The sequence below is a fragment of the Bradyrhizobium sp. HKCCYLRH1034 genome (assembly GCF_051168375.1).
GTDB lineage: Bacteria > Pseudomonadota > Alphaproteobacteria > Rhizobiales > Xanthobacteraceae > Bradyrhizobium.
On the sequence record NZ_JBNPUW010000014.1, the window covers coordinates 31,530 to 56,885 of the forward strand.

At 67.3% G+C, this 25,356-nt stretch carries 19 protein-coding genes; 11 read left to right on the plus strand and 8 right to left on the minus strand.

What is annotated here, in order from left to right:
• Positions 1 to 80: 80 nt before the first annotated feature.
• Entirely contained in the window at positions 81 to 1,796 is a 1,716-nt protein-coding gene (locus ACQR0W_RS27245) for an N-acyl-D-amino-acid deacylase family protein (RefSeq protein ID WP_316171983.1), read from the plus strand.
• A 4-nt stretch (positions 1,797 to 1,800) separates the two neighbouring features.
• On the opposite strand, the gene ACQR0W_RS27250 is transcribed toward ACQR0W_RS27245, so the two are convergent.
• Both ACQR0W_RS27250 and ACQR0W_RS27255 read right to left on the minus strand, forming a co-directional pair.
• Entirely contained in the window at positions 1,801 to 2,676 is an 876-nt protein-coding gene (locus tag ACQR0W_RS27250; protein WP_315827927.1) for a tetratricopeptide repeat protein, read from the minus strand.
• Between the two features lie 60 nt (positions 2,677 to 2,736).
• A complete protein-coding gene (locus ACQR0W_RS27255) occupies positions 2,737 to 4,041 on the minus strand; it encodes an MFS transporter (protein ID WP_315717076.1) in 1,305 nt (434 codons plus the stop codon).
• Between the two features lie 256 nt (positions 4,042 to 4,297).
• Between ACQR0W_RS27255 and ACQR0W_RS27260 the strand changes: the two genes are divergently transcribed.
• From ACQR0W_RS27260 to ACQR0W_RS27275, 4 genes are read left to right on the plus strand one after another with little or no spacing between them, the layout of a single operon-like run.
• Positions 4,298 to 4,957, plus strand: a complete 660-nt coding sequence (locus ACQR0W_RS27260; protein ID WP_316171982.1) for an ABC transporter ATP-binding protein — start codon at positions 4,298 to 4,300, stop codon at positions 4,955 to 4,957.
• The gene (locus ACQR0W_RS27265; RefSeq protein ID WP_316186385.1) at positions 4,954 to 7,416 is read left to right on the plus strand and encodes an ABC transporter permease; all 2,463 of its coding nucleotides are present in this window, start codon (positions 4,954 to 4,956) and stop codon (positions 7,414 to 7,416) included. Before ACQR0W_RS27260 ends, ACQR0W_RS27265 begins: the two co-directional genes overlap by 4 nt.
• On the plus strand, positions 7,406 to 8,488 hold the full coding sequence (locus ACQR0W_RS27270) for a lipocalin-like domain-containing protein (protein ID WP_316186386.1): 1,083 nt from the start codon (positions 7,406 to 7,408) through the stop codon (positions 8,486 to 8,488). The genes ACQR0W_RS27265 and ACQR0W_RS27270 overlap by 11 nt, the downstream gene beginning before the upstream one ends.
• A 27-nt stretch (positions 8,489 to 8,515) precedes the next feature.
• Positions 8,516 to 8,908: an MAPEG family protein gene (locus ACQR0W_RS27275; protein ID WP_315827924.1), complete on the plus strand. Its 393-nt coding sequence runs from the start codon at positions 8,516 to 8,518 to the stop codon at positions 8,906 to 8,908.
• A gap of 59 nt (positions 8,909 to 8,967) precedes the next feature.
• Here ACQR0W_RS27275 and ACQR0W_RS27280 read toward each other — a convergent pair whose 3' ends face one another.
• Entirely contained in the window at positions 8,968 to 10,155 is a 1,188-nt protein-coding gene (locus ACQR0W_RS27280; RefSeq protein WP_315717071.1) for an ABC transporter substrate-binding protein, read from the minus strand.
• Between the two features lie 323 nt (positions 10,156 to 10,478).
• Between ACQR0W_RS27280 and ACQR0W_RS27285 the strand changes: the two genes are divergently transcribed.
• The 5 genes from ACQR0W_RS27285 (at position 10,479) to ACQR0W_RS27305 (ending at position 15,263) form a co-directional block, all read left to right on the plus strand.
• Positions 10,479 to 12,041: an AMP-binding protein gene (locus ACQR0W_RS27285; protein ID WP_316186387.1), complete on the plus strand. Its 1,563-nt coding sequence runs from the start codon at positions 10,479 to 10,481 to the stop codon at positions 12,039 to 12,041.
• Between the two features lie 91 nt (positions 12,042 to 12,132).
• Complete coding sequence (locus tag ACQR0W_RS27290; protein ID WP_316171997.1) at positions 12,133 to 12,882, plus strand: CBS domain-containing protein; 750 nt, start codon at positions 12,133 to 12,135, stop codon at positions 12,880 to 12,882.
• 12 nt (positions 12,883 to 12,894) lie between these two features.
• Positions 12,895 to 13,200 carry a c-type cytochrome gene (locus ACQR0W_RS27295; protein WP_315717067.1) on the plus strand — a complete coding sequence of 102 codons (306 nt, stop codon included), beginning with the start codon at positions 12,895 to 12,897 and terminating at the stop codon, positions 13,198 to 13,200.
• Positions 13,201 to 13,531: 331 nt separating this feature from the next.
• Positions 13,532 to 14,914 carry a sensor histidine kinase gene (locus tag ACQR0W_RS27300; protein ID WP_316165647.1) on the plus strand — a complete coding sequence of 461 codons (1,383 nt, stop codon included), beginning with the start codon at positions 13,532 to 13,534 and terminating at the stop codon, positions 14,912 to 14,914.
• Positions 14,901 to 15,263, plus strand: coding sequence for a response regulator (locus ACQR0W_RS27305; RefSeq protein WP_315717065.1), 363 nt, complete (start codon positions 14,901 to 14,903; stop codon positions 15,261 to 15,263). The genes ACQR0W_RS27300 and ACQR0W_RS27305 overlap by 14 nt, the downstream gene beginning before the upstream one ends.
• Positions 15,264 to 15,456: 193 nt before the next feature.
• On the opposite strand, the gene ACQR0W_RS27310 is transcribed toward ACQR0W_RS27305, so the two are convergent.
• The 4 genes from ACQR0W_RS27310 to ACQR0W_RS27325 form a co-directional block, all read right to left on the minus strand.
• Positions 15,457 to 17,412: an acetyl/propionyl/methylcrotonyl-CoA carboxylase subunit alpha gene (locus ACQR0W_RS27310; RefSeq protein WP_434840870.1), complete on the minus strand. Its 1,956-nt coding sequence runs from the start codon at positions 17,410 to 17,412 to the stop codon at positions 15,457 to 15,459.
• Between the two features lie 17 nt (positions 17,413 to 17,429).
• Entirely contained in the window at positions 17,430 to 19,046 is a 1,617-nt protein-coding gene (locus ACQR0W_RS27315; RefSeq protein WP_316186388.1) for an acyl-CoA carboxylase subunit beta, read from the minus strand.
• A gap of 140 nt (positions 19,047 to 19,186) precedes the next feature.
• Positions 19,187 to 20,782 (minus strand): AMP-binding protein, encoded by a 1,596-nt coding sequence (locus tag ACQR0W_RS27320; RefSeq protein ID WP_315827919.1) that lies wholly within the window; start codon positions 20,780 to 20,782, stop codon positions 19,187 to 19,189.
• A 119-nt stretch (positions 20,783 to 20,901) separates the two neighbouring features.
• Positions 20,902 to 21,768 carry a 3-keto-5-aminohexanoate cleavage protein gene (locus ACQR0W_RS27325; protein ID WP_315767746.1) on the minus strand — a complete coding sequence of 289 codons (867 nt, stop codon included), beginning with the start codon at positions 21,766 to 21,768 and terminating at the stop codon, positions 20,902 to 20,904.
• Between the two features lie 186 nt (positions 21,769 to 21,954).
• On the opposite strand from ACQR0W_RS27325, the gene ACQR0W_RS27330 reads away from it, so the two are divergent.
• Complete coding sequence (locus ACQR0W_RS27330) at positions 21,955 to 24,537, plus strand: cation-translocating P-type ATPase (RefSeq protein WP_316171976.1); 2,583 nt, start codon at positions 21,955 to 21,957, stop codon at positions 24,535 to 24,537.
• Here the strand turns inward: ACQR0W_RS27330 and ACQR0W_RS27335 are convergent.
• Complete coding sequence (locus tag ACQR0W_RS27335; RefSeq protein ID WP_316171975.1) at positions 24,507 to 25,298, minus strand: helix-turn-helix domain-containing protein; 792 nt, start codon at positions 25,296 to 25,298, stop codon at positions 24,507 to 24,509. The two genes, ACQR0W_RS27330 and ACQR0W_RS27335, sit on opposite strands and share 31 nt — an antisense overlap.
• Positions 25,299 to 25,356 lie beyond the last annotated feature (58 nt).

Sequence of the window (25,356 nt, forward strand, 5' to 3'; positions counted from 1 at the left end):
TGCCCCCACTTCCGGCGTGTTGACATCACCGTTCCCTGGCCGATGATGCGGCCAACAACAACACCCGGGGAAGACACGCCATGACGCAGCCAGATCTCGTGATCCGCGGCGGAACCATTGCCGATGGCTCGGGCGGCGAACTCTACGAAGCTGATGTGGCGATTGCGGACGGCTGCATCGTCGAGGTCGGCAAGGTCAACGCATCCGGCCGCGAGGAGATCGACGCACGCGGCAAACTCGTGACACCAGGCTTCGTCGACGTCCACACCCATTACGACGGCCAGGTGACCTGGAGCCATGACATCTCGCCGTCGTCGCAGAACGGCGTCACCACCGCGATCATGGGCAATTGCGGCGTCGGCTTCGCGCCGTGCCGGCCGGCCGATCATCAGCGGCTGATCCAGTTGATGGAGGGCGTCGAGGACATCCCCGAACCGGTGCTCGAAGCCGGCATTCCCTGGGAATGGGAGAGCTTTCCGGATTACATGGAGTGGCTCGGCAAGCGTGAATTCGATCTCGACATCGGCGCGCAGCTGCCGCATGCAGCGCTGCGCGTCTTTGTCATGGGCGAGCGCGGCGCGCGCCGCGATCCGGCCACCGCCGACGACAACCGCGCCATGGCGGCGCTGGCACGCGATGCGGTCAAGGCCGGCGCGCTCGGCTTCTCGACCTCGCGCACGCTCAACCATCGGACATCGACCGGTGACTACACGCCGACGCTCAAGGCGGGCGAGGACGAGTTGACGACGATCGCGCAGGCCATGCACGGCGCCGGCCGCAGCGTGCTGCAATTCGTGCTCGACATCTCCACCATCCACGAAGACCTGCCGATGATGCTGCGCATCGCCGACACGACGAAATGCCCGATCTCGTTCTCGGTGACGCAGAACGACCGCGCGCCGCAACGCTGGCGGCAGACGCTGGCCGAAATCAACGCCGCCGCCGCGCGCGGCCTGTCGGTGACGGCGCAGATCGCGGCGCGCCCGGTTGGGCTGCTGCTTGGGCTGGAGTTGTCGCGCAACCCGCTGCAGACGCATCCGAGCTACCAGGCGATCGCGCATCTGCCGCTGGATGAGCGCGTCGCGCGGATGCGCGATCCGGCGCTGCGCGCGGCCATCCTAGGCGAGCAGGCCAGCGCGACCGACGACCCGCTGTTCTTCAAGCCGAACTACGACAAGATGTATCTGCTCGGCGATCCGCCGGACTATGAGCAGCCGCCGGCGCGGTCACTCGGCGCCCAGGCCCGCGCGCGCGGCTGTCGTCCCGAGGAACTGGCCTATGACGCGATGCTCACGGATGGCGGGCGCGGCATGCTCTACGTGCCGTTCCTCAACTATTCCGACGGCAATCTCGATGCCACCTACGAGATGCTGCGCGACCCGCGCAGCGTGCCCGGCCTCAGCGACGGCGGCGCGCATTGCGGCATCATCTGCGACGCCAGCTTCCCGACCTATCTGCTGACGCACTGGACCCGCGACCGCAGGCGCGGTGACAAGCTCTCCATTCCGTTCGTCGTCGCCGCGCAGTCGCGCAAGACCGCGCTCTCCGTCGGCCTCGACGATCGCGGCCTGCTCGCGCCAGGCTACAAGGCCGACGTGAACGTCATCGACTACGACCGGCTGCATCTGCATCCGCCGAAGGTGCACTACGACCTGCCGGTCGGCGGCCGCCGCCTGATGCAGGAGGTCGACGGCTATGAGGCGACGATCGTATCGGGCGTGGTGACACGCCGGCATAGCGAAGCCACCGGCGCACGGCCCGGGCGGCTGGTGAGGGGTGCGCGCCAGCTGAGCTGAGACGTCAACTGGCCGCGGCGACTGTCTCGGCAAGCCTTGCAAGCTCGGCTTGCGCGGCGGGATGCTCGTTGAACCAGGGTGGCAACGAGCGCAGCGCGATCTCGAGTGCCCTGCCGGCCTCGTCTTTGCGGCCGTGCAGGAGATGCCACTCACCGATGTAGAAATAGGCTTCAGCCTGTTCTGGAGCCGTTGCCGCCGCGTTCAACAGCTGCTGCGCCGTCGAACGCTCCATGAGAAGATCGAACACGGGCCAGGGCCACTGCCCCGCCGCCCAGTACGCCGCGAAAGAAGCGAGATCTGGCTTGGCGCGCCCCGGCAACCGAGCCAGCGACAGGTAACGAAACAGGGCCGCATAGGGCTCGAACTGGAGCGCGAGCGATCGTTCCATGTCAGCTGCCGCGGCTTCGAACCTGCCGCAGCAGAACTGAATATAGCCACGTCCCCGATGCATGACCGGGTCTTTGGGCGCGAGGCCGACTGCTGTCGTGCTCTGGGCGATCGCGCGATCCAGATCGCCCTTCACATGATGAAGGTACGCGAGCTCGCCATGAGCCGCCGCGAGCCTGGGCTCGAGCGCGAGAGCACGCGTCTGATCGTCAATGGCGCCGTCGAAGTCGCCGAGGAATTTGCGTGACACGCCGCGGGCGCCGTAGGTCTGCGCGTTGGGCTTGAGCTTGAGCGCGAGACCAAAATCCTCGATCGAGCTGGCGTAGCTGCCCATGCCCTGGAGCGCCACGCCGCGATTGTGGTAAGCGTAATGGTTGCGCGGGTTGAGCTGGACCACCTTGCTGAAGTGGAAGATGGCGCCCGAGAAGTCCTCGATCGTCAGGCATCGCACGCCGCGCCAGTACTGCAGCATATGAGAGAACAGGCGCATCATGCGGGACCTCACGCGGGTGAATGCGAGGCCGCCTCCTGATGACCCCGGGCGGGGGTTGTATCACGCAAATTCCGGCGCCACACCCTGCTGCGCCTGCAGGCGGGCACGCTCGCTGTTGGGCCAGAGCAGCGCCAGACCCAGCAGGCCGGAGATCACCATGATGACAGCATTGATGGTGAAGCCGGACATGTAGCCTTCAAGCAGGCTGCCAGAGGCCTGGATCATCTTGCCCATCACGAGGGGCGCAACGATGCCGGCGAGCGTATAGAGCGCGCCGTAGATCGCCATGGCGGCGCCGCGCTGCGTGACCGGGGTGAACTCGCCGATCATCGGCGGGCAGACGACGTAGATCGAGCCGCACAATCCCGATCCGACCACGAGCAGTGCGATCTTTGCCGAAGCGGCGTCGACATGCGGCATCATCGCCATCAGCCCGCCGCCGATCACGAGCGGCGTCGCGCCGACCACGCCACGGGCCATGCGCGTGGAGACGCCACGCGCCATCAGCGTCTGCGACACAAAGCCCGTGGTCAGCACCACGCACGCGCCGAAGATCCAGGGCAGGATCGAGATGAAGCCGGCCTGCTGCTGCGAGAAGCCGAGGCCTTTCACCAGGAACGGCGTGAACCAGGTCAGCCCGAGCGACAGCGCCCAATAGGCGCCGAAGGTCGCGGCGACGCAGCCGACGAAGGTCCGCGACGTCAGCAGTTGCAGATAGGGAACGCGCCGCTCGCGCAAGCCGGCGAGCTCGACCTCCGCCAGCGGCCCTTCCTTGCCCAGCCACAGCCACGCCACGCTCCACATCAGCCCGACCACGCCGAGTGCGCCGAAGGCATAGTGCCAGCCGTGATTCACGATGATCCAGTTCAGCGCGGGCACGGCGAGGATGACGCCGAAGGCGGATCCCTGTGACAGGATCGCGGTCGGCATCGCCCGCTTCTCATCGGGGAACCATTTGTAGACCGCGTGAACGGCGACGGACGCCGCGGGGCCTTCGCCGGCGCCGAGAATGATGCGGCAGATCAGCAGCGTGGTGAAGCCGACAGTGCCCACCATCGGGAATTGCGCGAGCGCCCAGATCAGCGCCAGCACCAGCAGCACCCAGCGCGTCGGCACCTTGTTGACGACGAAGCCGACGACGATCGCCGAGATCGAGAACAGGAAGAAGAAGGATGATCCAAGCAGGCCGAACTGCTCGGCATTCAGATTGAGCTCGGTCATGATCGGCACGCCGGCGAGCCCGACCACGATCTTGTCGGCGAAGTTCACCAGCATGAACAGGAACAGCAGGAAGGTGATCTTCCAGGCGCCTTTCGGCGTCGCGCTTGCGCGGGATGTGCCCTTCAGCGTCGTTGGCGCGGCCATGGTCCTTCCCCATTCTGTCATGATCCGCCCCTGTCGTCCGGGCGTTTTGACGATGCTACCCACGAAGCGGCTTCGCAGGCAACCGGCTGGCGCGCTAAGTTATTGCTGCAACGCGGGAATCCGCCCTCTTGGGCTGCATCGCGATACCCTCGCAACCTGATTGCGCGCGGCCGGCATCACATCGGGGGCGTCACGAAGAACGAGCGCGTGATGTTCGCGTTGGCCCTTGTTATGTTGTGACGCAACAACCCCGATCATGCTCGTGCTCAGCGTCCGTCATCTCACCAAGTCCTATCGATCCGGCGGCGAGCCGATCCACGTCCTGCGTGGCGTCGACCTCGACGTCTCCTCCGGCGAGCGCGTCGCGCTGACCGGTGAATCCGGCTCCGGCAAGAGCACGCTGCTGCATCTCATCGCCGGGCTCGATGCCGCCGACAGCGGCGACATCCTGCTCGACGGCGTTTCGGTCGGGGCGCTCGACGATTCGGCACGCGCGGCGGTCCGGCGCGAGCGGCTCGGCCTCGTGTTCCAGCAGTTCAATCTGGTGCCGAGCCTGTCGGTTCAGGACAATCTCAGTTTCCAGGCGCGGCTGGCCGGTCGGCATGATCCGGCGTGGCACACCGAGCTCGTCGAGCGGCTCGGGCTGAAGTCGCTGCTCAAGCGCTATCCGGAGCAACTGTCGGGCGGACAGCAGCAGCGCGTCGCGATCGGCCGCGCGCTGGCGGTCAAGCCGGCCCTGCTGCTCGCGGACGAACCGACCGGCAATCTCGACGAGGACACCGCCGACGAGGTGATGGCGCTGACGCGCGACCTCGTCGCGCGCACCGGCTGCGGCTTCCTGATGGTGACGCACAGCGCGCGGCTCGCGGCGATGCTCGACCGCCGCGTCCACCTGCATGGTGGGCGCATCGCATGAGGCGCGCGCTGTGGATTCTCGCCGTGCTGCTCAGCCACTGGCGCCGGCATCCGATGCAGCTCGCGACCTTGCTGATCGGGCTGATCTCGGCGACCGCGCTGTGGAGCGGCGTGCAGGCGCTGAACCAGCAGGCGCGCAGCTCCTATGATCGCGCCGCGGCGATCTTCGGCGGCGCGCGCACGCCGATGCTGGTCGCGACCGACGGCAAGATGCTGCCGCAGAGCGTGTTCGCGGAATTGCGCCGCGCCGGCTGGCCGGTGTCGCCGGTGCTCGAGGGCCGCGTGCAGATCGACGGCCATTCGGTGCGGCTGCTCGGCATCGAGCCGTTCAGCATCCCCCGGGAGGTCGGCAATGCGCCGATGGTCGGGCGCAGCGAGCTCGAGGCCTTTCTCACACCGCCACATCGCACGCTGATCTCGCCGGAGACGCTGGCCGATCTCGGACTGAAAGACGGCACGGCGCCGCGGCTCAGCAACGACGCCCTGCTGCCACCCTTGATGGCGCAGCAGCAGCTCGCGCCCGGCGTGCTCGTGGTCGATATCAGCGACGCACAGCGGCTGCTCGACAGGCCCGGCCAGATTTCGCGGCTGCTGGTCGGCAAGTCGTCGGTCCAACGACCGCCGTTGCAGTCGTTCGCGGGCGGCCGGCTACAGCTCGTGCAGCCGGAGGCCGAGACCGACCTGGAGCGACTGACCGACAGCTTCCACCTCAACCTCACCGCCTTCGGCCTGCTGTCCTTCGTCGTCGGCCTGTTCATCGTCAATTCCGCCATCGGCCTCGCCTTCGAGCAGCGCCTGCCGGTGCTGCGCACCTTGCGCGCCTGCGGCGTGTCGGCGCGCCAGCTCAACGGCGTGCTGATCGGCGAGCTCATCGCCTTTGCCTTGGTGGCAGGGCTCTTCGGGCTGGTGTGCGGCTACGTCATCGCCGCCGCGCTGCTGCCGAACGTGGCGGTATCGCTGCGCGGGCTGTATGGCGCGCAGGTGCCGGGCGAGCTCAGCCTGCAGCCGGAATGGTGGTTTGCGGGCCTCGTCATCAGCATCGCCGGCGCGCTCGCAGCCGCGACGACCAGCCTGATCAAATCGATGCGGCTGCCGATCCTCTCCACCGCGCAGCCCTATGCGTGGCAGGAGGCGCAGCGGCGCTGGCTGCGCTTGCAGAGCGCGGTCGCGCTCGCCTTCTTCGTCGCCGCCGGCCTGCTGCTGTGGCTCGGGCAGTCGCTGCTGGCTGGCTTCGGCGTGCTCGCGGCGATGATGCTCGGCGCGGCGCTGCTGCTGCCCGCGATCCTGGAGCTGGTGCTGCGGCTCGGCGAGCGCGGCGCGCGCGCGGCGCTGGCGCAATGGTTCTGGGCCGACAGCCGCCAGCAGATCTCGGGCCTGTCGCTGGCGCTGATGGCCCTGCTGCTGGCGCTCGCCGTCAATGTCGGCGTCGCCACGATGGTCGAGACCTTCAGCCGCACCTTCCTGGTCTGGCTCGATGGCCGGCTCGCCGCCGACGTCTACATCAGCGCCGCGGATGAAGCGCAGGCGCGCGACATCCAGACCTGGCTGCGCGCGCGGCCCGATGTCCAGGCCGTGCTGCCGGGCGGACGCGCCGCAACGCAGTTGGCGGGCGCGCCGATCGACATTCTCGGCCTGCCCGATCACGACACCTATCGCGACCATTGGCCGCTGCTGCAGGCCGGCGACAGCGCCTGGAAGCAGCTGGTGCGCGGCGACGCCGGCTTCGTCAGCGAGCAGTTGGCGCGCCGGCTCCATCTGTCTGTCGGTGACAGCATCGACCTCCCCGCATCCGGCGGCGACTGGCGCGTCACGATCGCCGGGATCTATGCCGACTACGGCAATCCCAAGGGCCAGGTCACGGTCAACGTCGCCGCGCTGACGCGCCGCTTCCCGGCGACGCCCATCACGCGCATGGCCGTGCGCGCAGCGCCGGCCGACGTGCCGGGACTGATCAGCGCGCTGACCGACAAATTCGGCCTGGACGGCCGCAACGTCATCGACCAGGCCACCGTGAAGCAGGAGTCGAAGCAGATCTTCAACCGCACTTTCGCGGTCACCGGCGCGCTCAACACCTTCACGCTCGGCGTCGCCGCGATGGCGCTGCTGACCAGCCTGCTGACCTTGGCGAACTCGCGGCTGCCGCAGCTCGCACCCTTATGGGCCATCGGGCTGACGCGGCGGCGGCTCGCCGAAGTCGAGCTGTTGAAGACGCTGTCGCTCGCCGGCCTGACCGCGCTGCTCGCGCTGCCGCTCGGGCTCGTCGTGGCGTGGTGCCTGATCGCGATCGTCAATGTCAAAGCGTTCGGCTGGCGGCTGCCGTTCGACGTGTTCCCGCTGCAGCTCATCCGGCTGCTGGTCGTCACGCTGGTCGCGGCGGTGATCGCCTCGTTGCTGCCGGTGCTGCGGCTGGCCCGGATGCAGCCGGCCGATCTGGTCAGGACCTTCACCATTGAGCGCTAGAACGACGATCACGCGGCGCGGCCTGATCGGCGGGCTCGGCCTGCTGGCACTGCCGCGCCTCGCACATGCACAGGGCTTTGCGGGCCTGAGCGACAGCGCCGACGGCTTTGCACCGGTGACGCCCGGACGAGCGTTCGGCTTCCCTGCGGATCACGGGCCGCACGACGATTTCCGCATCGAGTGGTGGTACGTCACCGCAAACCTCAGCGATAGCAGCGGCAAGGCCTATGGCCTGCAATGGACCCTGTTCCGCTCGGCGGCGCGGCCCGGACCGCAAGCCGAGGGGTTCGACAATCAGCAGCTCTGGATGGCGCATGCCGCGGTGACGCGCGCGGACAGCCATCGCTCCGCCGAGAAATTCGCGCGCGCCGGCGTCGGCCAGGCCGGCGTCGAGGCCAAGCCGTTCCAGGCCTGGATCGATGACTGGCAGCTGCGCGGCACCGCCGCGACCGACGATCGATCGCTGGCGCCGCTCGACATGACCGCCGCCGGGCCGGACTTCTCCTACGCGCTGCATCTGGAGGCCGACCGTCCGGTGGTGCTGCAGGGCATCGGCGGCTACAGCCGCAAATCCGAGCGCGGCCAGGCGTCTTACTATTACAGCCAGCCGTTCTACCGCGCCCGCGGCCAGATCAATTTCGACGACACGCCGGTCGAGGTGACAGGCGTGGCCTGGCTCGACCGCGAATGGAGCAGCCAGCCGCTGGCCGCCGACCAGAGCGGCTGGGACTGGTTCGCGCTGCATTTCTCCGGCGGCGAGAAGCTGATGCTGTACCGGATGCGGCAGGGCAATGGCGACTACACGTCCGGCACCTGGATCACGGCCGACGGCGTCTCGCGCGCGCTCGGCCCCGGGGGCATCGTGATGACGCCAAAGGATATCGTTGCGATCGGTGAGCGCAGGCTGCCGGTCGGCTGGCGCGTCGAGATATCAGCGCTCGGCATCGCCATCGATACCGCGCCGCTCAACTCCAAGGCCTGGATGGGCACCCGCGTGCCCTATTGGGAGGGACCGATCAGCTTCAAGGGCAGCCACACCGGGGTGGGCTATCTCGAGCTGACGGGATATTGAAAAGCCGTCATCAGGGGGGAACCGCGCATGTATCACTTCACCGCACTCGTCACCGTGCTCGCGCTCATGCTGTATTTCTACATGGGGGTCCGCGTCGCGCAAGCGCGCGCCAGGTTCGGCGTCAAGGCGCCGGCCGTCACCGGCAATCTCGATTTCGAGCGCACCTATCGCGTGCAAGTGAACACGCTTGAATGGATGCCGATCTTCCTGCCGGCGCTGTGGCTGTTCGCGATCTATATCAGCGACCCGATCGCGGCCCTGATCGGCCTCGTCTGGATCGCGGGTCGCGCGATGTACATGGTGTCCTATGCGAAGGCCGCGGAGAAGCGCGGCCCCGGTTTCGGCGTGCAGGCGCTCGCCGCATCCGTACTCCTCGCCGGCGCGCTGATCGCCATCCTGTGGCGGATGCTGCACGGCTGATTGCTGCACCCATCGCCGTCGCCCCGGCTTTCGCCGCGACGGCGGCGATGGTGTGACGATCACTTCGTCAGCGGACAGCCGCTCTCCTTGGCGGTGAAGAACGCCTTGTCGCCGGGCACCGTGGCGAGCTGCTTGTAGTAGTCCCACGGCTTCTTCGATTCCGACGGCTTTTTGACCTCGAACAGGTACATGTCGTGGACCATGCGACCGTTGGCGAGCACCTTGCCCTGCGCGAAGGCGTCGTCGACCGGCAGCTCCTTCAGCTTGGCCGCCACCGCGTCGGAGTCCTTGGTTCCGGCGGCCTTCACCGCCTTCAGATAGGACAATGTCGCGGAATAGGTGCCGGCGTGGATCATGCTCGGCATCCGGCCGGTGCGCTTCATGAAGCGCTCGCTGAAGGCGCGGGACTTGTCGTCGCGATCCCAGTAGAAGCCTTCGGTGAGGATCAGGCCCTGCGCCGCCTCCAGCCCGAGACCATGCACCTCGGACAGGGTCATCAGCAGGCCGGCGAGCTTCTGCCCGCCCTTGACGATGCCGAACTCGGCCGCCTGCTTGATCGAGTTGGTGGTGTCGAGGCCGGCATTGGCAAGCCCGATGATCTTGGCCTTCGAGCTCTGCGCCTGCAGCAGGAAGGAGGAGAAGTCCGACGAGTTGAGCGGGATGCGCACCGAGCCCAGCACCTTGCCGCCCTTCGACGTCACGATGTCGCTGGTGTCCTTCTCCAGCGCATAGCCGAAGGCGTAGTCGGCGGTCATGAAGAACCAGGTATCGCCGCCGGATTCGACCAGCGCGCCGCCGGTGCCGACCGCGAGCGCGCGGGTGTCATAGGCCCAGTGGAAGCCGTAGGGCGTGCAGGCATCGCCCGATATGCGCGAGGTCGCGGCACCGACGACGATGTCGATCTTCTTCTTCTCCTTCGACAGATCCTGGATCGCCAGCGCGACCGAGGAGGTCGTCAGCTCGGTGATCATGTCGACACCCTCGGTGTCGTACCAGCGCCGCGCGATCGACGAGGCGAGATCGGGCTTGTTCTGATGGTCGGCGGTGACCAGCTCGACCTTCTGCCCCAGCACCTCGCCGCCGAAATCCTCGATCGCCATCTTGGCCGCTTCGACGGAATATTTGCCCCCGTAGTCGGCATAGACGCCGGACTGGTCATTGAGGATGCCGATCTTGACCTGCGCCGACGCCGGCGCCGCCGCCAGCAGCGCACCGACGGCCGCAAAAGCCAGCAAACCCGATTTCATATGGTCTCTCCCCGCATTTCTTGGTCTTGAGATGTCATTCGTTGGAATGCGCGCTCATGTTATGCCAGAACCCCGGCCACGCCCATCCCTTCCCGCCTCAGCCAATCGGCTGACAGCCATGTTGAGAGACGCAGGCTCCTCCGCTACATTCGCGTCCAAACAACGAGCCGTCCCGCCGGGATGGTGCGCAGGGAAGGAAACCGCCTGGACGCGTGAGGCAGCACCGTCTGCATCGCGTCGCCATGCCGAGGTGCCGCGGCAGGCGCCTTCCTCCCGCCTGCGCGCCGCGCCGCGGCGAGCTGCGCGCATCGGCAGGAGGACACATGTACACCGGCAAGCACGCCCGGCTGCGCCCATTGCAGCCTGCCTTCATCATGGCCTCGACCGGCGAGGCGGTGACCTATCGCGAGTTGGAAGCGCGCAGCAACCGGCTGGCGCATCTGTTCCGCCAACGCGGCCTGAAGCGGCTCGACCACTATTCGATCTTCATGGAGAACAACAGCCGCTATCTGGAGGCGTGCGGCGCCGGCGAGCGCTCCGGGCTGTATTTCACCTGCGTGAACTCCTACCTCACGCCCGGCGAGCTGGCCTACATCCTCAATAACAGCCGGTCGCGGCTTCTGATCACCTCCCTCGCCAAGCTCGACGTCGCGCGCGAGGCGCTGAAGGAGGCGCCCGACATCGAGCTCTGCATCGTCGCCGATGGCCGACGGGACGAACTTGGCGAGAGCGAGCGGATCGTCGGCCTCGCCGAGGCCACGGCCGGCCTGCCGGCGACGCCGATCGCCGACGAATGCGTCGGCACCGCGATGCTGTACTCCTCCGGCACCACGGGCCGGCCGAAGGGCATCCTGCGGCCGCTGCCCGAGCAGCCGCCGGTTCAGCAGCTTCCGATCTTCGACTTCCTGGAAAGACTGTGGCGCTACCGCGAAGGCATGATCTACCTGTCGCCGGCGCCGCTCTATCACTCCGCGCCGCAGGCCGCGGTCAACCTCACCATCCGCGTCGGCGGCACCGCCATCATCATGGAGACGTTCGACCCCGAGCGCTACCTGCAACTGGTCGAGCAATGGGGCATCACGCATACGCAATTGGTGCCGACGATGTTCTCGCGCATGTTGAAACTGCCGGAAGAGATCCGCACGCGCTACGATCTCTCCTCGCTCGAGGTCGCGATCCATGCCGCCGCGCCCTGCCCGGCACAGGTCAAGGAGGACATGATCAGATGGTGGGGGCCGATCATCCACGAATATTACGGCGCCACCGAAGGCCTCGGCTTCACCGCCTGCGACAGCGCGGAATGGCTCGCGCATCGCGGCACCGTCGGCAAGGTGCTGTTCGGCGACCTGCACATTCTCGATGAGACCATGCAGCCGTGCCCGACAGGAACGGCCGGCACGGTGTGGTTCAAGACGGGATCGCCGTTCGAGTACTTCAACGACCCCGAGCGCACCAGGGAGGCCCGTTCGGCCGACGGCAGCATGAGCACCGTGGGCGACGTCGGCTATGTCGATGCCGACGGCTATCTCTATCTCACCGACCGCGCCACCTTCATGATCATCTCCGGCGGCGTGAACATCTATCCGCAGGAATGCGAGAACCTGCTGATCACGCATCCGAAGGTCGCCGATGCCGCCGTATTCGGCGTGCCCAACCCCGATCTCGGCGAGGAGGTGAAGGCGGTGGTCCAGCCGATGTCGGGCATCATGCCTGGGCCCGAGCTGGAAGAGGAGCTGATCGCGTTCTGCCGGCAGTCGCTGTCGCGGCAGAAGGTGCCGCGCTCGATCGATTTCGAGAAGGAGCTGCCGCGGCTGCCGACCGGCAAGCTCTACAAGCGCCTGCTGCGCGACCGCTATTGGGGCAACAAGACGTCAAGGATCGTGTAGGGCGGCACGACCTCGGATTGATCCTGGTCAAGCGCGCGCGGTGCCGCGCAGCTATTCTCCGTCAATTGCGATCGCAGCACGAGACGACGACATGCGCGCTCATCAAATCATGACCAGATCCGTGATCGCGGTGACGCCCGGAACCCCGGTGGCCGAGGCAGCGCGGATCATGCTGCGCAACCACATCGGCGGGCTGCCTGTGGTCGACGCGTCCGGCACGCTCGTCGGCATGGTCACGGACGGTGATTTCCTGCGCCGCGCCGAGCTCGGCACCGAACGCAGGCAAGGCCGCTGGCTCGACCTCCTGGTCGGCCGCGGCCGCATCGGCGCCGACTTCGTCCATTCCCACGGCCGTACGGTTGGCGACATCATGAGCCAGCCTCCGGTCACGGTCAGCGTCGATGCCAGCCTGGCGGAGATCGCCGAGATCATGGAGAAGCGCAACATCAAGCGTCTCCCTGTGATGAGTGGCGACCGGCTGGCCGGCGTGGTGACCCATACGGATTTCCTGCAAACCGTGGCCGACCTCGCCACTGCCGTTCCAGGCCCCACCCCTGACGATGACGGGATCCGCAACGCCATCCTCGATTCACTCGACCAGGCCGCCTGCAAGCATTGCCGCTTCAACGTCGTCGTCCGCAACGGCATCGCGCATCTCACGGGCGCGGTGCGCAACGAGAAGGAGCGGGCCACGGCGATCGTGGCGGCCAAGAGCGTCCAGGGCGTCAGGAACGTGCGCGACCACATGTGGGTCTATCCGCCGCCAGAGGACGAGTTCGGCGGCGGTGACATCGTCTCGCTGCAGGACCAGCCGTCGACCGACGACGACCAGCCGCTGTGAGGAGAGCCGGGCGTGCGACGTGCCTCCGTACCATCGCTGCTGCTGCTGGTCCTGTTGTCCGCCCCGGCGGCCGCCGAGGATCTCGATCACGGCCGCCAGCTCGCCGAGCGCTGGTGCGCCGCCTGCCACGCCGTGGCCACAGAGCCGACCAAGTTCCGGCGCGCCCGGCCGTTCGTCGCCATCGCGGCCAGGGATGACGTGACGAAGGAGATGCTGGCCAAGTTCCTCCTGCTTCCCCACGCGACGATGGCCAACAATCCGCTCAGTGCGAATGATGCGGCCGACCTGGCAGGCTACATCCTCAGCCTGAGGAAGTAGTTGATGCGACATTCGCCAATGGGTTGAGCCGCCCCCCCGGTCGGCGGCGTCCGGATGCAAGCGGACCCCTGGCGCCGAACGTTCGGCGGCAATTTAGCAGGATCTCCTGGAACAAAACGCCCATGCCTGCGTTCTCCGTGTTCGCCGTCGTGAGCTGGAGCACGTCGCACGGCCCCAAGGGGGTCTGCTGACGGCAAATCGTCCTGTCCTCGTTGCCGGAAAAACCAACAACAAGCAGCGATCGAGATAGCCCTTGCATTTGTACACAAACAAGTTGGTAATCCGGTGCACGGCGTCTTCTCTGCCGACCTGTTAGCAAGGAGCCTGCGACGTGCACGGAATGCCCGGCGCCTCCCCCGCCCCACGCGTAACCGACGACGATACGGCCTATCTGGCGGCGATCGTGGAGTCCTCGGCCGACGCCATTGTCGGCACCACCGCCGACGGCGTCATCCGCAGTTGGAACGCGGCCAGCGAACGGATGCTGGGGTTCACCGCGGCTGAAATGATCGGCAGATCCGTCTCCGAGATCATCCCCCCCGAGCTGGCGGAAGAAGCGAGCGCCTTGCGCGCCAGGGTCAACGCGGGCGAAGCGATCGAGAGCTTCGAGACCGTCCGGCTGACCAAGCAGGGACGCCCGATCGAGGTCTCCATCACGTTTTCGCCGATCCGCAGCAGCACCGGCGTGATTGTCGGCATCTCCAAAGTCATCCGCGATGTCACGCTGTCGAAGAAGACCGAGCGTGCGGCGGCGATGCTCGCGGCCATCGTCGCCTCGTCCTCGGACGGCGTCGTCAGCAAGACGCTGGACGGCACGATCACCAGCTGGAACAAGAGCGCCGAACGCATCTTCGGCTTCTCGGAAGGCGAGATGATCAACCGCTCGATCCGCACGATCATCCCGCAGGAGCGCCAGGCCGAGGAGGACCGGATCCTCGCCACCGTCCTATCCGGCGCGATCATCGACAATTTCGAGACCATCCGCCTGCGTAAGGATGGGGCGCTCATCGACGTGTCGGTGACGGTATCGCCGGTCCGGGACTCCAGCGGCCGCATCATCGGCGCCTCCAAGATCGTGCGTGACATCACCGACAAGCGCCAGACAAGGGAGCAGTTGCGCACCTTGCTGGCCGAGGTGAACCACCGCAGCAAGAACCTGCTGTCGCTGGTGCAGGCGATCGCCCGGCAGATGACCCGTCACGGCCGCCAGCTCGACCTCAACCGCTTTCTGGAGCGCCTGCAGGCGATCGCGAGCAATCAGGATCTCCTGATCCAGAACGATTGGCGTTTCATTCCACTCGGCGGCTTGGTCCGCTCGCAGCTCGGGGCGTTCAGCGACTTGATCGGCGACCGCATCGCGATCGACGGGCCGCCGATCGAGCTGACGCCGGAGGCCGCGCAGTCGATCGGCATGGCAGTCCACGAGCTCGCCACCAACGCCGCCAAATATGGTGCACTGTCGAACGACGAGGGACGGATCGCGGTCCGCTGGACGCGCATCGACGACAGCTTCGACATGACCTGGGTCGAAAGCGGCGGACCTGAGGTCGCGCCGCCGGAGCACACCGGCTTCGGCAGCCGGGTGATTTCCGATCTGGTACGCGCCGGCCTGGATGGAACGGTCGAGGTCGAGTTCCTGCCGACCGGACTACGCTGGCACCTGAGGTGCCCCCTGCAACGCCTCTGCCGCGACCGTCATCATGCGCGACAGTGAGAAGACTCATCTCCTGATCGTCGAGGACGATCCCATGATCGGCTTCGACCTCGCGGTCGAGCTCGAAGCCGCCGGATTCACGGTCGTCGGCGTGGCGGCGACCGTGCACAAAGCCCTCCATCTGCTGGAGCGGAATCACTGCGATCTCGCCGTGCTCGACGTCAATCTCGGGCAGGAAACATCGGCGCCGATCGCGCGCGCTTTGGTCGCGGCCGGCGTGCCCTTCGTCGCAGTCACCGGCTATTCCGTCGATCAATGCCCGGAAGAATTCGCCACGGCACCGCTGCTGTCGAAGCCGTTCCAGACGTCGCGGCTGGTAGCTGCACTGAAGCGGCAATTGCATCAGTGAAGTCTGTTGCAGCGGGAGACGAGCTTCCGCGTGACGTGGCTGCAGCGGTTGCATCTTCGAGACAAGCCGACCTCTCCCCGCAACTGCCTGCGCAATCGCTTATGGCGGTCTCCGTCTTCCGACCGTCTGTTTCCACGTCGACGTCGCGCCGTGAAAGGACGCACGCAGGCAACTCACGCCCACCTGCCGACGGTCAGGCCGCGATCTCCGCCACGATCCGCCCCGTCGTCACCTGGTCGCCCTCGGCGACCTCGATCGCGGTCACCGTTCCGGCGATGCCGGCGGTGTGGACGTGCTCCATCTTCATCGCCTCGAGCGTCACCACCGGCTGTCCCACGGCCACGCTGTCGCCCGGCTTCACCAGCACCGCGACCACACGACCATTCAACGCCGCGCGAACCCTGCCATCACCGCCGCCAGCGGCTGAGGATTGCGGCCTCGCCAACGTCACGTCGCGCAGCGCCAGCGTCTGGTCGCGATGCTGGACGAACAGCCGATCGTTGTCGCGGACGAAGCGCGCGCTCTCGACGATCTCGGCGTGACGAACGCGGATCGCATCATCCGTGAGCGACACGATCTCGAAGCGATGCTCTGCATCGCCACGCGTCACGCGATAGATTCCGTCACGCTCGCGCAGCAGCTCGCACTCGGCCACCTCACCGGCGATCTCGAACCGGAGCGGCGTCGCGAAGGCTGCCGCGAGCGAGCGGCCGCCGCGGACGGGATGCGCGAGCGGATGGCTGACGGAGAGCAGCAACGCACCCAGCGCGAGGTCTGCCGCTTCGACCGCCGGCGCGCGCAGCTCGTCACGATGCGCCGCGATGAATGCGGTGGTCGCCTTGCCCGCGGAGAAGGCCGGATGCCGCAGGCAGGACATGAGGAAGGCCCGGTTGGTCGGGACGCCCAAGGCAATGGCCTGCTCCAATCCGGCGATCAGTCTTGCACGCGCCTCCTCACGAGTCGCAGCATGGCTGATCAGCTTGGCGATCATCGAATCGTAATGGGGCGGGATGTCCGCGCCGGACTCCAGCGCATGCTCGACCCGGATCGTCCCGGGCATCTGCCACAGCGTCATCCGCCCGGACTGCGGCATGAAGTCGTGCCCCGCATCCTCGGAGCACAGTCGCACCTCGATCGCGTGACCCGAGAAGCTGATCTGCTCCTGGCGCAACGGCAGGGGCTCGCCCGCGGCGATGCGCAATTGCCATTCGACGAGATCGAGTCCCGTCAGTGCCTCTGTCACGGGATGCTCGACCTGCAACCGCGTGTTCATCTCCATGAAGTAGAATTGCCCGTCGCCGTCGAGCAGGAATTCCAGGGTGCCCGCGCCCTCATAGCCGAGCGCCTTCACCGCCTGCACCGCCACGGCGCCCATGCGCGCGCGCAGCTCCGGTCCGACCGCGGGCGACGGCGCCTCCTCGATCAGCTTCTGGTGCCGGCGCTGCACCGAACAGTCGCGCTCGCCGAGATGGATGGCATTGCCGTGCCGATCGCCGAACACCTGGATCTCGATGTGGCGCGGATTGGCGATCGCCTTCTCCAGGATGACGGTGCCGTCACCAAACGCGGCGGCCGCTTCGGAGCGCGCACTGTGCAGCAAATCGGGGAACGCGCCGGCGTCTGTCACGAGCCGCATGCCGCGGCCGCCGCCACCGGCGACGGCCTTGATCATTACCGGGAAACCAATGCGGCGCGCCTCGCGCAGCATCGCGTCGTCGCCCTGGTCCTCCCCCTGATAGCCGGGTACGCAGGGCACACCGGCGCAACTCATGATCACCTTGGCGCCGGCCTTGTTGCCCATCGCCTTGATCGCCTCGGGCGATGGCCCGATGAACACCAGACCGGCCTCCTTGCACGCTTGCGCAAAATCCTCGTTCTCGGCGAGGAAGCCATAACCGGGATGCACGGCATCCGCGCCCGTCGCCTTTGCGGCGGCGATGATCGCTGCGATGTTGAGATAGGACTGTGCCGGCGGCGGCGCGCCGATGCGGACCGCCTGATCGGCGAGCCGGACATGCGGCGCCTCAAAATCTGCATCGGAATAGACTGCGACCACGCCGTAGCCGAGCCGGCGCGCGGTGCGCATGATCCGCAAGCCAATCTCGCCGCGGTTGGCGATCAGCACCTTGTGGAACGGCCTGCGTTGCATTCCCGTCATCTCTCCGCTCATGGCCTGGACACCGAGAACTGCATGCGCTGCGGCTGCCGCGCCTCCGCCTCGCGGCAGATCGCCAGCACCTCCGACAGCACCGCGCGGGTGTCGCGCGGATCGATCACGCCGTCGTCGAGCACGCGCGCCGAAGTCGCAAACACGTCCATCTGGCTGTCGAACACGCCGATGATCTGCGCCTTCATGGCGTCGAGCTTCTCGCGTTCCACCGGCTTGCCGCGGCGCGCCGCGGCCGCTTCGGTCACGATCGCCATCGTCTCCGCCGCCTGCTCACCACCCATCACGGCGGTCTTGGCGTTGGGCCAGGAGAAGCAGAAGCGCGGGTGGAATCCACGGCCGCACATGCCGTAATTGCCCGCCCCGAACGAGGCCCCGCAATAGATCGTGATCTGCGGCACGGTCGCCGACGTCACCGCCTGGATCATCTTGGAGCCGTGTTTGATCATGCCGGCCTCCTCATAGGCGCGGCCGACCATGTAGCCGGTGGTGTTGTTGAGATACAGGATCGGTGTGCGCGTCTGGCAGCAGGCCTGGATGAAGTGCGTCGCCTTGTTGGCGCCCGCCGGATCGAGCGGGCCATTGTTGGTGACGATGCCGATCGCCTGGCCCTCGATGCGGGCATGGCCGCACACCGTCGCAGGCCCGTAGTTCGGCGCCATCTCGACGAAGTCACTGTCGTCGACGATGCGCGCAATGACCTGGCGCATGTCGACGGGGCGCTTGTGGTCGAGCGGCATGATGCCGAGCAGCTCCTCCTGATCGTAGCGCGGCGGCCGTACCGGCGACGACTCCTGCGATGGCCGGTCCCAGTTGAGCTTGCCCATGATCTCGCGCGCGATGCGCAGCGCGTCGCGATCGTCCTCGGCGAGATAGTCGCCGAGCCCGGAGATCGAGGTGTGCATCTCGGCGCCGCCGAGCTCCTCCTCGGTGGCGATCTCGCCGGTCGCGGCCTTCAACAGCGGCGGCCCGGCGAGGAAGGCACGGGTGCGTCCGCGCACCATCACGATGTAGTCGGACAATCCGGTCTGATAGGCGCCGCCCGCGGTCGACGAACCATGCGTCACGGTGACGACCGGAAGGCCCGCCGCCGATAGCCGCGCCAAGTTGCGAAAGATGTTGCCGCCGCGGACGAAATCCTCGACGCGGTAGCGCAGCAGGTTGGCACCGGCACTCTCGACCAGTTGCACGTACGGCAGCTTGTTCTCCAGCGCCAGCTCCTGCACGCGCAGGGTCTTGTCGAGGCCGTAAGGCTGCAGCGCGCCGGCATCGATGCCGGCGTCGTTCGCCGAGACCATGCAGCGCACGCCGGACACGAAGCCGATCCCGGCGACGACGCCGCCGCCCGGCACACTCTTGGCCGGGTCCGGCGTATCGAACATGTAGCCGGCAAGCGTCGATAGCTCCAGGAACGGCGCGCCGGGATCGAGCACCAAGGCGACGCGCTCGCGCGGCAACAACTGGCCGCGCTGATGGAAGCGCTCCTTTGCCGCCGCCGAGGCATTGCGCGTGCGCACCTCGAGATCGCGCATCCGCGCGATCAGGTCGAGCATGCCGTCACGGTTGGCCTGGAAGGCCGCGCCGGCGGGAGAGATGGTGTTGTCGATCACTGCCACGAACGAGGTTCTCTCTTTTGGCCGTCATTCCGGGGCGCGCGGAGCGCGAGCCCGGAATCCATACTCCCGATGGTGGTTATGGATTCCGGGCCTGGCCCTCCGGGCCATCCCGGAATGACGGCGGGAGTCGTTGATACGGCTCACGCGCTCTTCGCGAAATGCTCGCCATAGGCCTGGCGCAGCTCGACCTTGCGCAGCTTGCCGGTAGCCGTCATCGGCATCTCCTCGAGCACCCGCACCAGCTTCGGCACCTGGAAGCCGCCAAGCGACTTGCGGCAGTGCTCGAGCAGCTCGGTCTCGCTGGCCTGCGCGCCCGGCTTGAGCTTGACGAAGGCCGAGACGGCCTCGCCCCATTGCGGATGCGGCAGGCCGACGACGGCGGCATTCTGCACCGCCGGATGCGCCAGCAGGGTCTCCTCGATCTTGACCGAGGCGACGTTCTCACCGCCGGACTTGATCATGTCCTTCTTGCGATCGAGGAACAGCACCTCGCCCTTGTCGATGACCGCGAGGTCGCCCGTGTGGTGCCAGCCGAACTTGCGGGCGTCCTCGGTCGATTTCGGATCCTTGTAGTAGCCCAACATCACGTTGGGCCCGCGATGCACCAGCTCGCCGATCTCGCCGGGCGGCAGCAGATTTCCGGCATCGTCCATGATGGCGGTCTCGTTGACGAACAGCGACTCGCCCCAGTAGTTGCCGAAGCGGTCGAGCTGGACCTCGGGCCGCGACATCGTCGTCGCCGGATACATCTCGGTCTGACCGCTGGTCAGCGCGAAGTTCGGACACAGCTCCTTGATCGCGCGCTCCAGCAGCGGCCGGCCCATCGGCGCCATGGTGTAGAGGCAGGTGCGCAGATGCGAAAGATCGAACTCCTTCCGCCGCGGATGATCGAGGATGGCTTGGTACATCAGCGGCAGACCGACGAACACGGTCAGCCGATCGCGTACGATCGCCTCCATGCAGGCGACCGGGTCGAAGCCGCGCATCAGCGCCATGCGGCCGCCGACCGAGAGATAGCTGAGCAGCAGCACGTGACCGGCACAGTGGAACAGCGGGAACTGCCCGGTGATCCCGTCGTCGCGCGAGAGCTGCATCTCGATGCAGTTGCTCATGACGGCCATCACCACGGCGAGGTGACAGTGCATCGCGCCCTTCGGCCGCGACGTCGTGCCCGACGTGTAGATGATCATCGCGAGATCGCGATCGTTGATCTCGATCTCGGGCTCGACGTCCGAATGCCCCTGGATGAGGTCGGTGAAGCTGGCAAGCCCCGCGGTCCTCGCCGTGCCGGTGAGATCGACGGCGACCAGCTCGACACCGCGCTGTTCCAGCGCCGCCCGCCGCTCCGGCTGCGCAAACAGATTGTCATCGACGAGCGCGAAGCGCACCTCGGCATGGCCGAGGATGTAATCCATGTCGGCGGGCCCGAGCATCGTGTTGATCGGCACCCAGACGAGACCGGCGCGATGGATGCCGAACAGCGCTTTGACGAACTCGATCGAGTTGTTGCAGACGGTCGAGATCTTCTCGCCCGGCTTCAGCCCCTTGGCGACGAGATGGTTCGCAAACCGGTTGGCATCGCGCTCGAGCTCGGTGAACGTCACCTGACGGGCGCCATCGGTGATCGCCACCCGCTCGGGAAAGCGGCGCGCCGCGCGCTTCAGGAGGTCGCCGATCGCAACCCGGCCGATGCGGCCGGGACCGGACACGCCGCCGGTGGCGTCGAGATTGGTCATTGGTCTGTTCCCTCCCCATTCACGTCATTGCGAGGAGCAGAAGGCGACGAAGCAATCCAGGGCGTCATGCAGAACTCTGGATTGCGTCGCTGCGCTCGCAATGACGGCGTCTGCCTGCGTCAGTTCACCGTGCCGAACATCTGCCGCGCCTCGGCCGGGCTTGCGATCTCGCGGCCGGCGCGCCGCGCGCACGCCGCGATGGCCTCGATCAGCTGGCCGTTCGAGGTCACCTTGGTGCCGTCGGCGAGATAGAACGTGTCCTCCAGCCCGGTGCGGAGATGGCCGCCGAGCTCGGCGCAGCGCTGGTGCAGCGGCCAGATCTCCGCCCGGCCAATTGCCGTGACTTGCCAGTGCGCTTCCGGCAGCTTCAGCTTGAGCAGGATCGGCAGCAGCTCGGGATCGGCCGGCATGCCGGAGGCGACGCCCATCACGAAGTTGTATTCGAGCGGGCCGTCATACATGCCGGCTTGGCGATACATGCCGACGCAGCGGACGATGCCGACATCGAAGCATTCGAATTCCGGGATCGTGTGCGCGTCCTTCATCGCGGCGAGATAGTCCTGGATCTTCTCGACCGAGTTGTCGAACATCATCGGCGGCCAGGCCCAATTGTTGTCGGCCTTGACCTTCAGATAGTTCAGCGAGCCGGCATTGCAGGCCGCAATCTCCGGCCGGGTCTGCCGGATGCAGTCGAGCGCGCCTTGATAGTTCGGTCCGGACACGCCCGAGGTGTGATTGATGATCACGCCGGGACAGGCCTCCCGGATCGCCTGCTGGATCTCGCGGGAGACGTCGACGTCCCAGGACGGCAGATGCCCCTTGCCCGGCGCCTGCTGGCGCAGATGGATGTGCATGATCGCAGCACCCGCGTCATAGGCGCGCCGCGCCTCGCGCGCCATCTCCTCGGGCGTGACCGGCACATGGTGCTGCCTGGGATCGGTGAGCACGCCGTTCAGCGCGCAGGTGATGACGGCTTTGTCGCTCATGGCACTCGTTCGATGGGCTGCGCGCAGGCGGCGCTGTGCTGACAGGGTCCGTATATGACGGCCGCACGCCGGGATCTGCTTGCGTTGACTCGCTGGTGACATGCGGCGCAAACGGATATTGCTTTGCATCAAGTCCGCGGCCGGAAACGGCGCTAAGCGGTTCCTGCTTCTCCTCACGGGCGTGCAATGTCGATCGACCCACAACCTGCGCCGATGTTTCCCAATGGCTTGAGCGCGGCGGAGGCAGCGCGCCGGCTGCGGACGGAAGGCTTCAACGAGCTGCCGCAACCGGGCTCGCGCTCGATCCTGCGCCTCGTCGCCGACGTGCTGAAGGAACCGATGCTTCTCCTGCTGCTGGGCGGCGCCGGCATCTATCTCGCGCTGGGCGACGCGGCGGAAGCGATGCTGCTCGGCGTGTTCGCCTCGGCCTCCGTCTTCATCACCATCGTGCAGGAGGCGCGGACCGAGCGCGTGCTGGAATCGCTGCGCGACCTGTCAAGCCCGCGCGCCCTGGTGATCCGCGACGGCGAGCGCATCCGCATCGCCGGCCGCGAGGTGGTGCGCGGCGATCTCATCGTGCTGGCGGAAGGTGATCGCGTCGCAGCCGATGCGGTGCTGCGGCAATGCGACGATCTGCTGACAGATGAATCGTTGCTGACAGGCGAATCCGTGCCGGTGCGCAAGCGGCCGGCCGCCGGCGAAGCGATGGACGCGGCAACCGTGGCCGGCGGCGACGACCAGCCCTTCGTGTTCTCCGGCAGCCTGGTGGTGCGCGGCGGCGGCATTGCCGAGGTGATGGCGACCGGGCCGCACACGGCGATCGGCAGGATCGGCCAGTCGGTGACCGCCCTGGAGACCGAGACGCCGCGGTTGCGGCAGCAGACCCGGCGCCTGGTGCTGGCGTTCGCGATCGCCGGCGCCATCGTGGTTGCGGTCACGGTCGTGCTCTATGCGGTGTACCGCGGCGGCTGGCTGGAGGGAGTCCTCGCCGGCATCGCGCTGGGCATGTCGATGCTCCCGGAGGAATTCCCGGTGGTGCTGACGGTGTTTCTGGCGATGGGCGCCTGGCGCATCTCGCAGGCGCGGGTGCTGACGCGGCGCGCTTCGGCGATCGAATCGCTCGGCGCCGCCACCGTGCTGTGCACCGACAAGACCGGCACGCTGACGCAGAACCGCATGATGGTGGCCCGGCTGGTGCTGCCGGACGGCGGCGCGCTGCAGCCTGCGACGGCGACGCCGGACGCCATCACACCGCCCTTCCGCGATCTCGTCGCCACCGCCGTGCTCGCCTGCGACCCGCAGTCGCATGATCCGATGGAGCAGGCGCTGCACGCGCTCGGCGCCGACACCACCGCGGGCGCCACGTTGCAGCGGCGCTACGGTCTGCGCCCCGACCTGCTGGCGATGACCAACGTCTGGTCGCGCGACGGCGCCGGCGTCGCTGCGGCCAAGGGCGCGCCGGAAGCGATCGCATCGCTCTGCGGCGTCGATGGCGGCGAGCTGGCGGCGCTGCAGGCGCGCGTCGAGACGCTCGCCGCCGAGGGCCTGCGCGTGCTCGGCGTCGCCCAGGCGAGCTGGAGCGGCGAGGCGCTCCCCGACACACAGCAGGACTTCGCGGTCTCGTTCCGCGGTCTCGTCGGCTTCGCCGACCCGCTGCGTCCGGAGGTGAAGGATGCCGTCGCCGAGTGCCGCTCCGCCGGCGTCCGCGTCATCATGATCACCGGCGACTATCCCGCGACGGCCACCGCCATTGCGCGGCAGGCCGGGATCGATCCCGAGCGCGTCATCGCGGGCCCCGAGCTTGCCGATCTCGACGACGACGCCCTGGCGCTTGCGGCGCGCGCGCCGACGGCGTTCGCGCGCATCATGCCGGAGCAGAAGCTGCGCATCGTCACCGCGCTCAAGGCCTGTGGCGAGATCGTCGCGATGACCGGCGACGGCGTCAATGATGCGCCGTCGCTCAAGGCCGCGCATATCGGCATCGCGATGGGCGGCCGCGGCACCGACGTCGCGCGCGAGGCCTCGGCGATCGTGCTGCTCGACGATGATTTCGGCTCGATCGTCAAGGCGATCCGGCTCGGCCGGCGCATCTACGACAATCTGCGCAAGGCGATGAGCTTCATCCTCGCCGTGCACTTTCCGATCGCCGGGCTGGCGCTGCTGCCGCTCGTCACGGGCCTGCCGCTGCTGCTCGGACCCGTGCACATCGCCTTTCTCGAAATGATCATCGATCCCGTCTGTTCGCTGGTGTTCGAGGCCGAGACCGAGGAAAGCGACATCATGCGGCGGCCGCCGCGCGATCCGCAGGAGCCATTGCTGCCGCGGCCGCTGGTGCTGTGGGGGGCGCTGCAGGGCATCCTGGCGATGCTCACCACGGGCGGCGTCCTGCTGCTGGCACACCGCAACGGCATGCCGGACGACGAGCTCCGCGCGCTGGTGTTCTTCACCCTGGTGTCGGTGATCGTCAGCCTGATCTTCGTCAACCGCTCGTTCTCGAGCTCGCTGCGCGAGGCGCTGCTGCGGCCGAACCGCATGCTGCTGCTGGTGATCGGCTTCGTCGTCGCCGTGCTCGCGACCAGCCTGACGCTGCCCGCCGCCGCGGCGCTGTTCCGGTTCGGACCGCTGCACGCCGACGATCTCGCCCTGACCGCGACAGCCGCGCTGACCACGCTGATCCTGCTCGAACTGTCGAAGTTTCCGCTGCGCGCCGCGCTCGCGCGGCACGCAGCCAGGAAAGGTCAGGTCAAGGCGACCTCGCCGGCGCGGTAGATCGCGAGATCGCGCGAGCCGGAGAAGATCGCGCGCGGCTTCAGCCCGTAGAAGCGGCGGATCGAGTGGCTGAAATGCGTGGAATCCGGATAACCGATGTCCTGCGCGAGATGCGCCAGGTTGAGGTCCTGGTTGGCGTAGTTGAGCAGATGCCGCGCGCGCTTCCAGGCGCGGAACGAGCGGAAGGAGATGTCGGTCTCCTCCTTGAACAGATGCAGGAAGCGCGACGTCGAGAGCCCGACGGCGGCGGCGCAGCTCTCGGCCGTGGCCGGCTCGCCGGAGAAGCGGCTGATCAGGCCGATCGCCTTGACCACGCGGGGATCGAGCGTCCGCTGCGGCAGCACCTCGCCGAAGCACAGCCGGTCGAACACGGCGCTGGTGACGTCGCCGCTCAGCGGCCGCTGCACCAGCTCCTCATAGGCGGCGCGGATGCGGCCGGCATAGGCCTCCGCCTCGCGGGTGACCTTGCTCGCGAAGCGATCCAAGGTGCCGATCGGCACGCTCTCCGGCTCGATCGTTACGACGATGACGGTCCGATAATCACTCTCGATCGTGTGCGGCCTGTTGGGCGGCACGACCAGCAGCTCGCCGCAACGCTCCTCGCCGCCATCGGGAATCAGCCGCAGGCTGCCGGTGAGCGCGACGTAGATATGGCACGCGCCCGAGCAGCGCTGGCGCGGACGGCCGAGCAGCCCGGCGTAGAAGACGCGCTCGGGCGTGATCAGCATGAGATGGCCGGAGTCCCGGCGGGTCACATCCATGGTCTTCCTCCTGAGGCGCGGCTCTGTCGGCCGCTTCTTTGGAGAAGAACCATAGCGC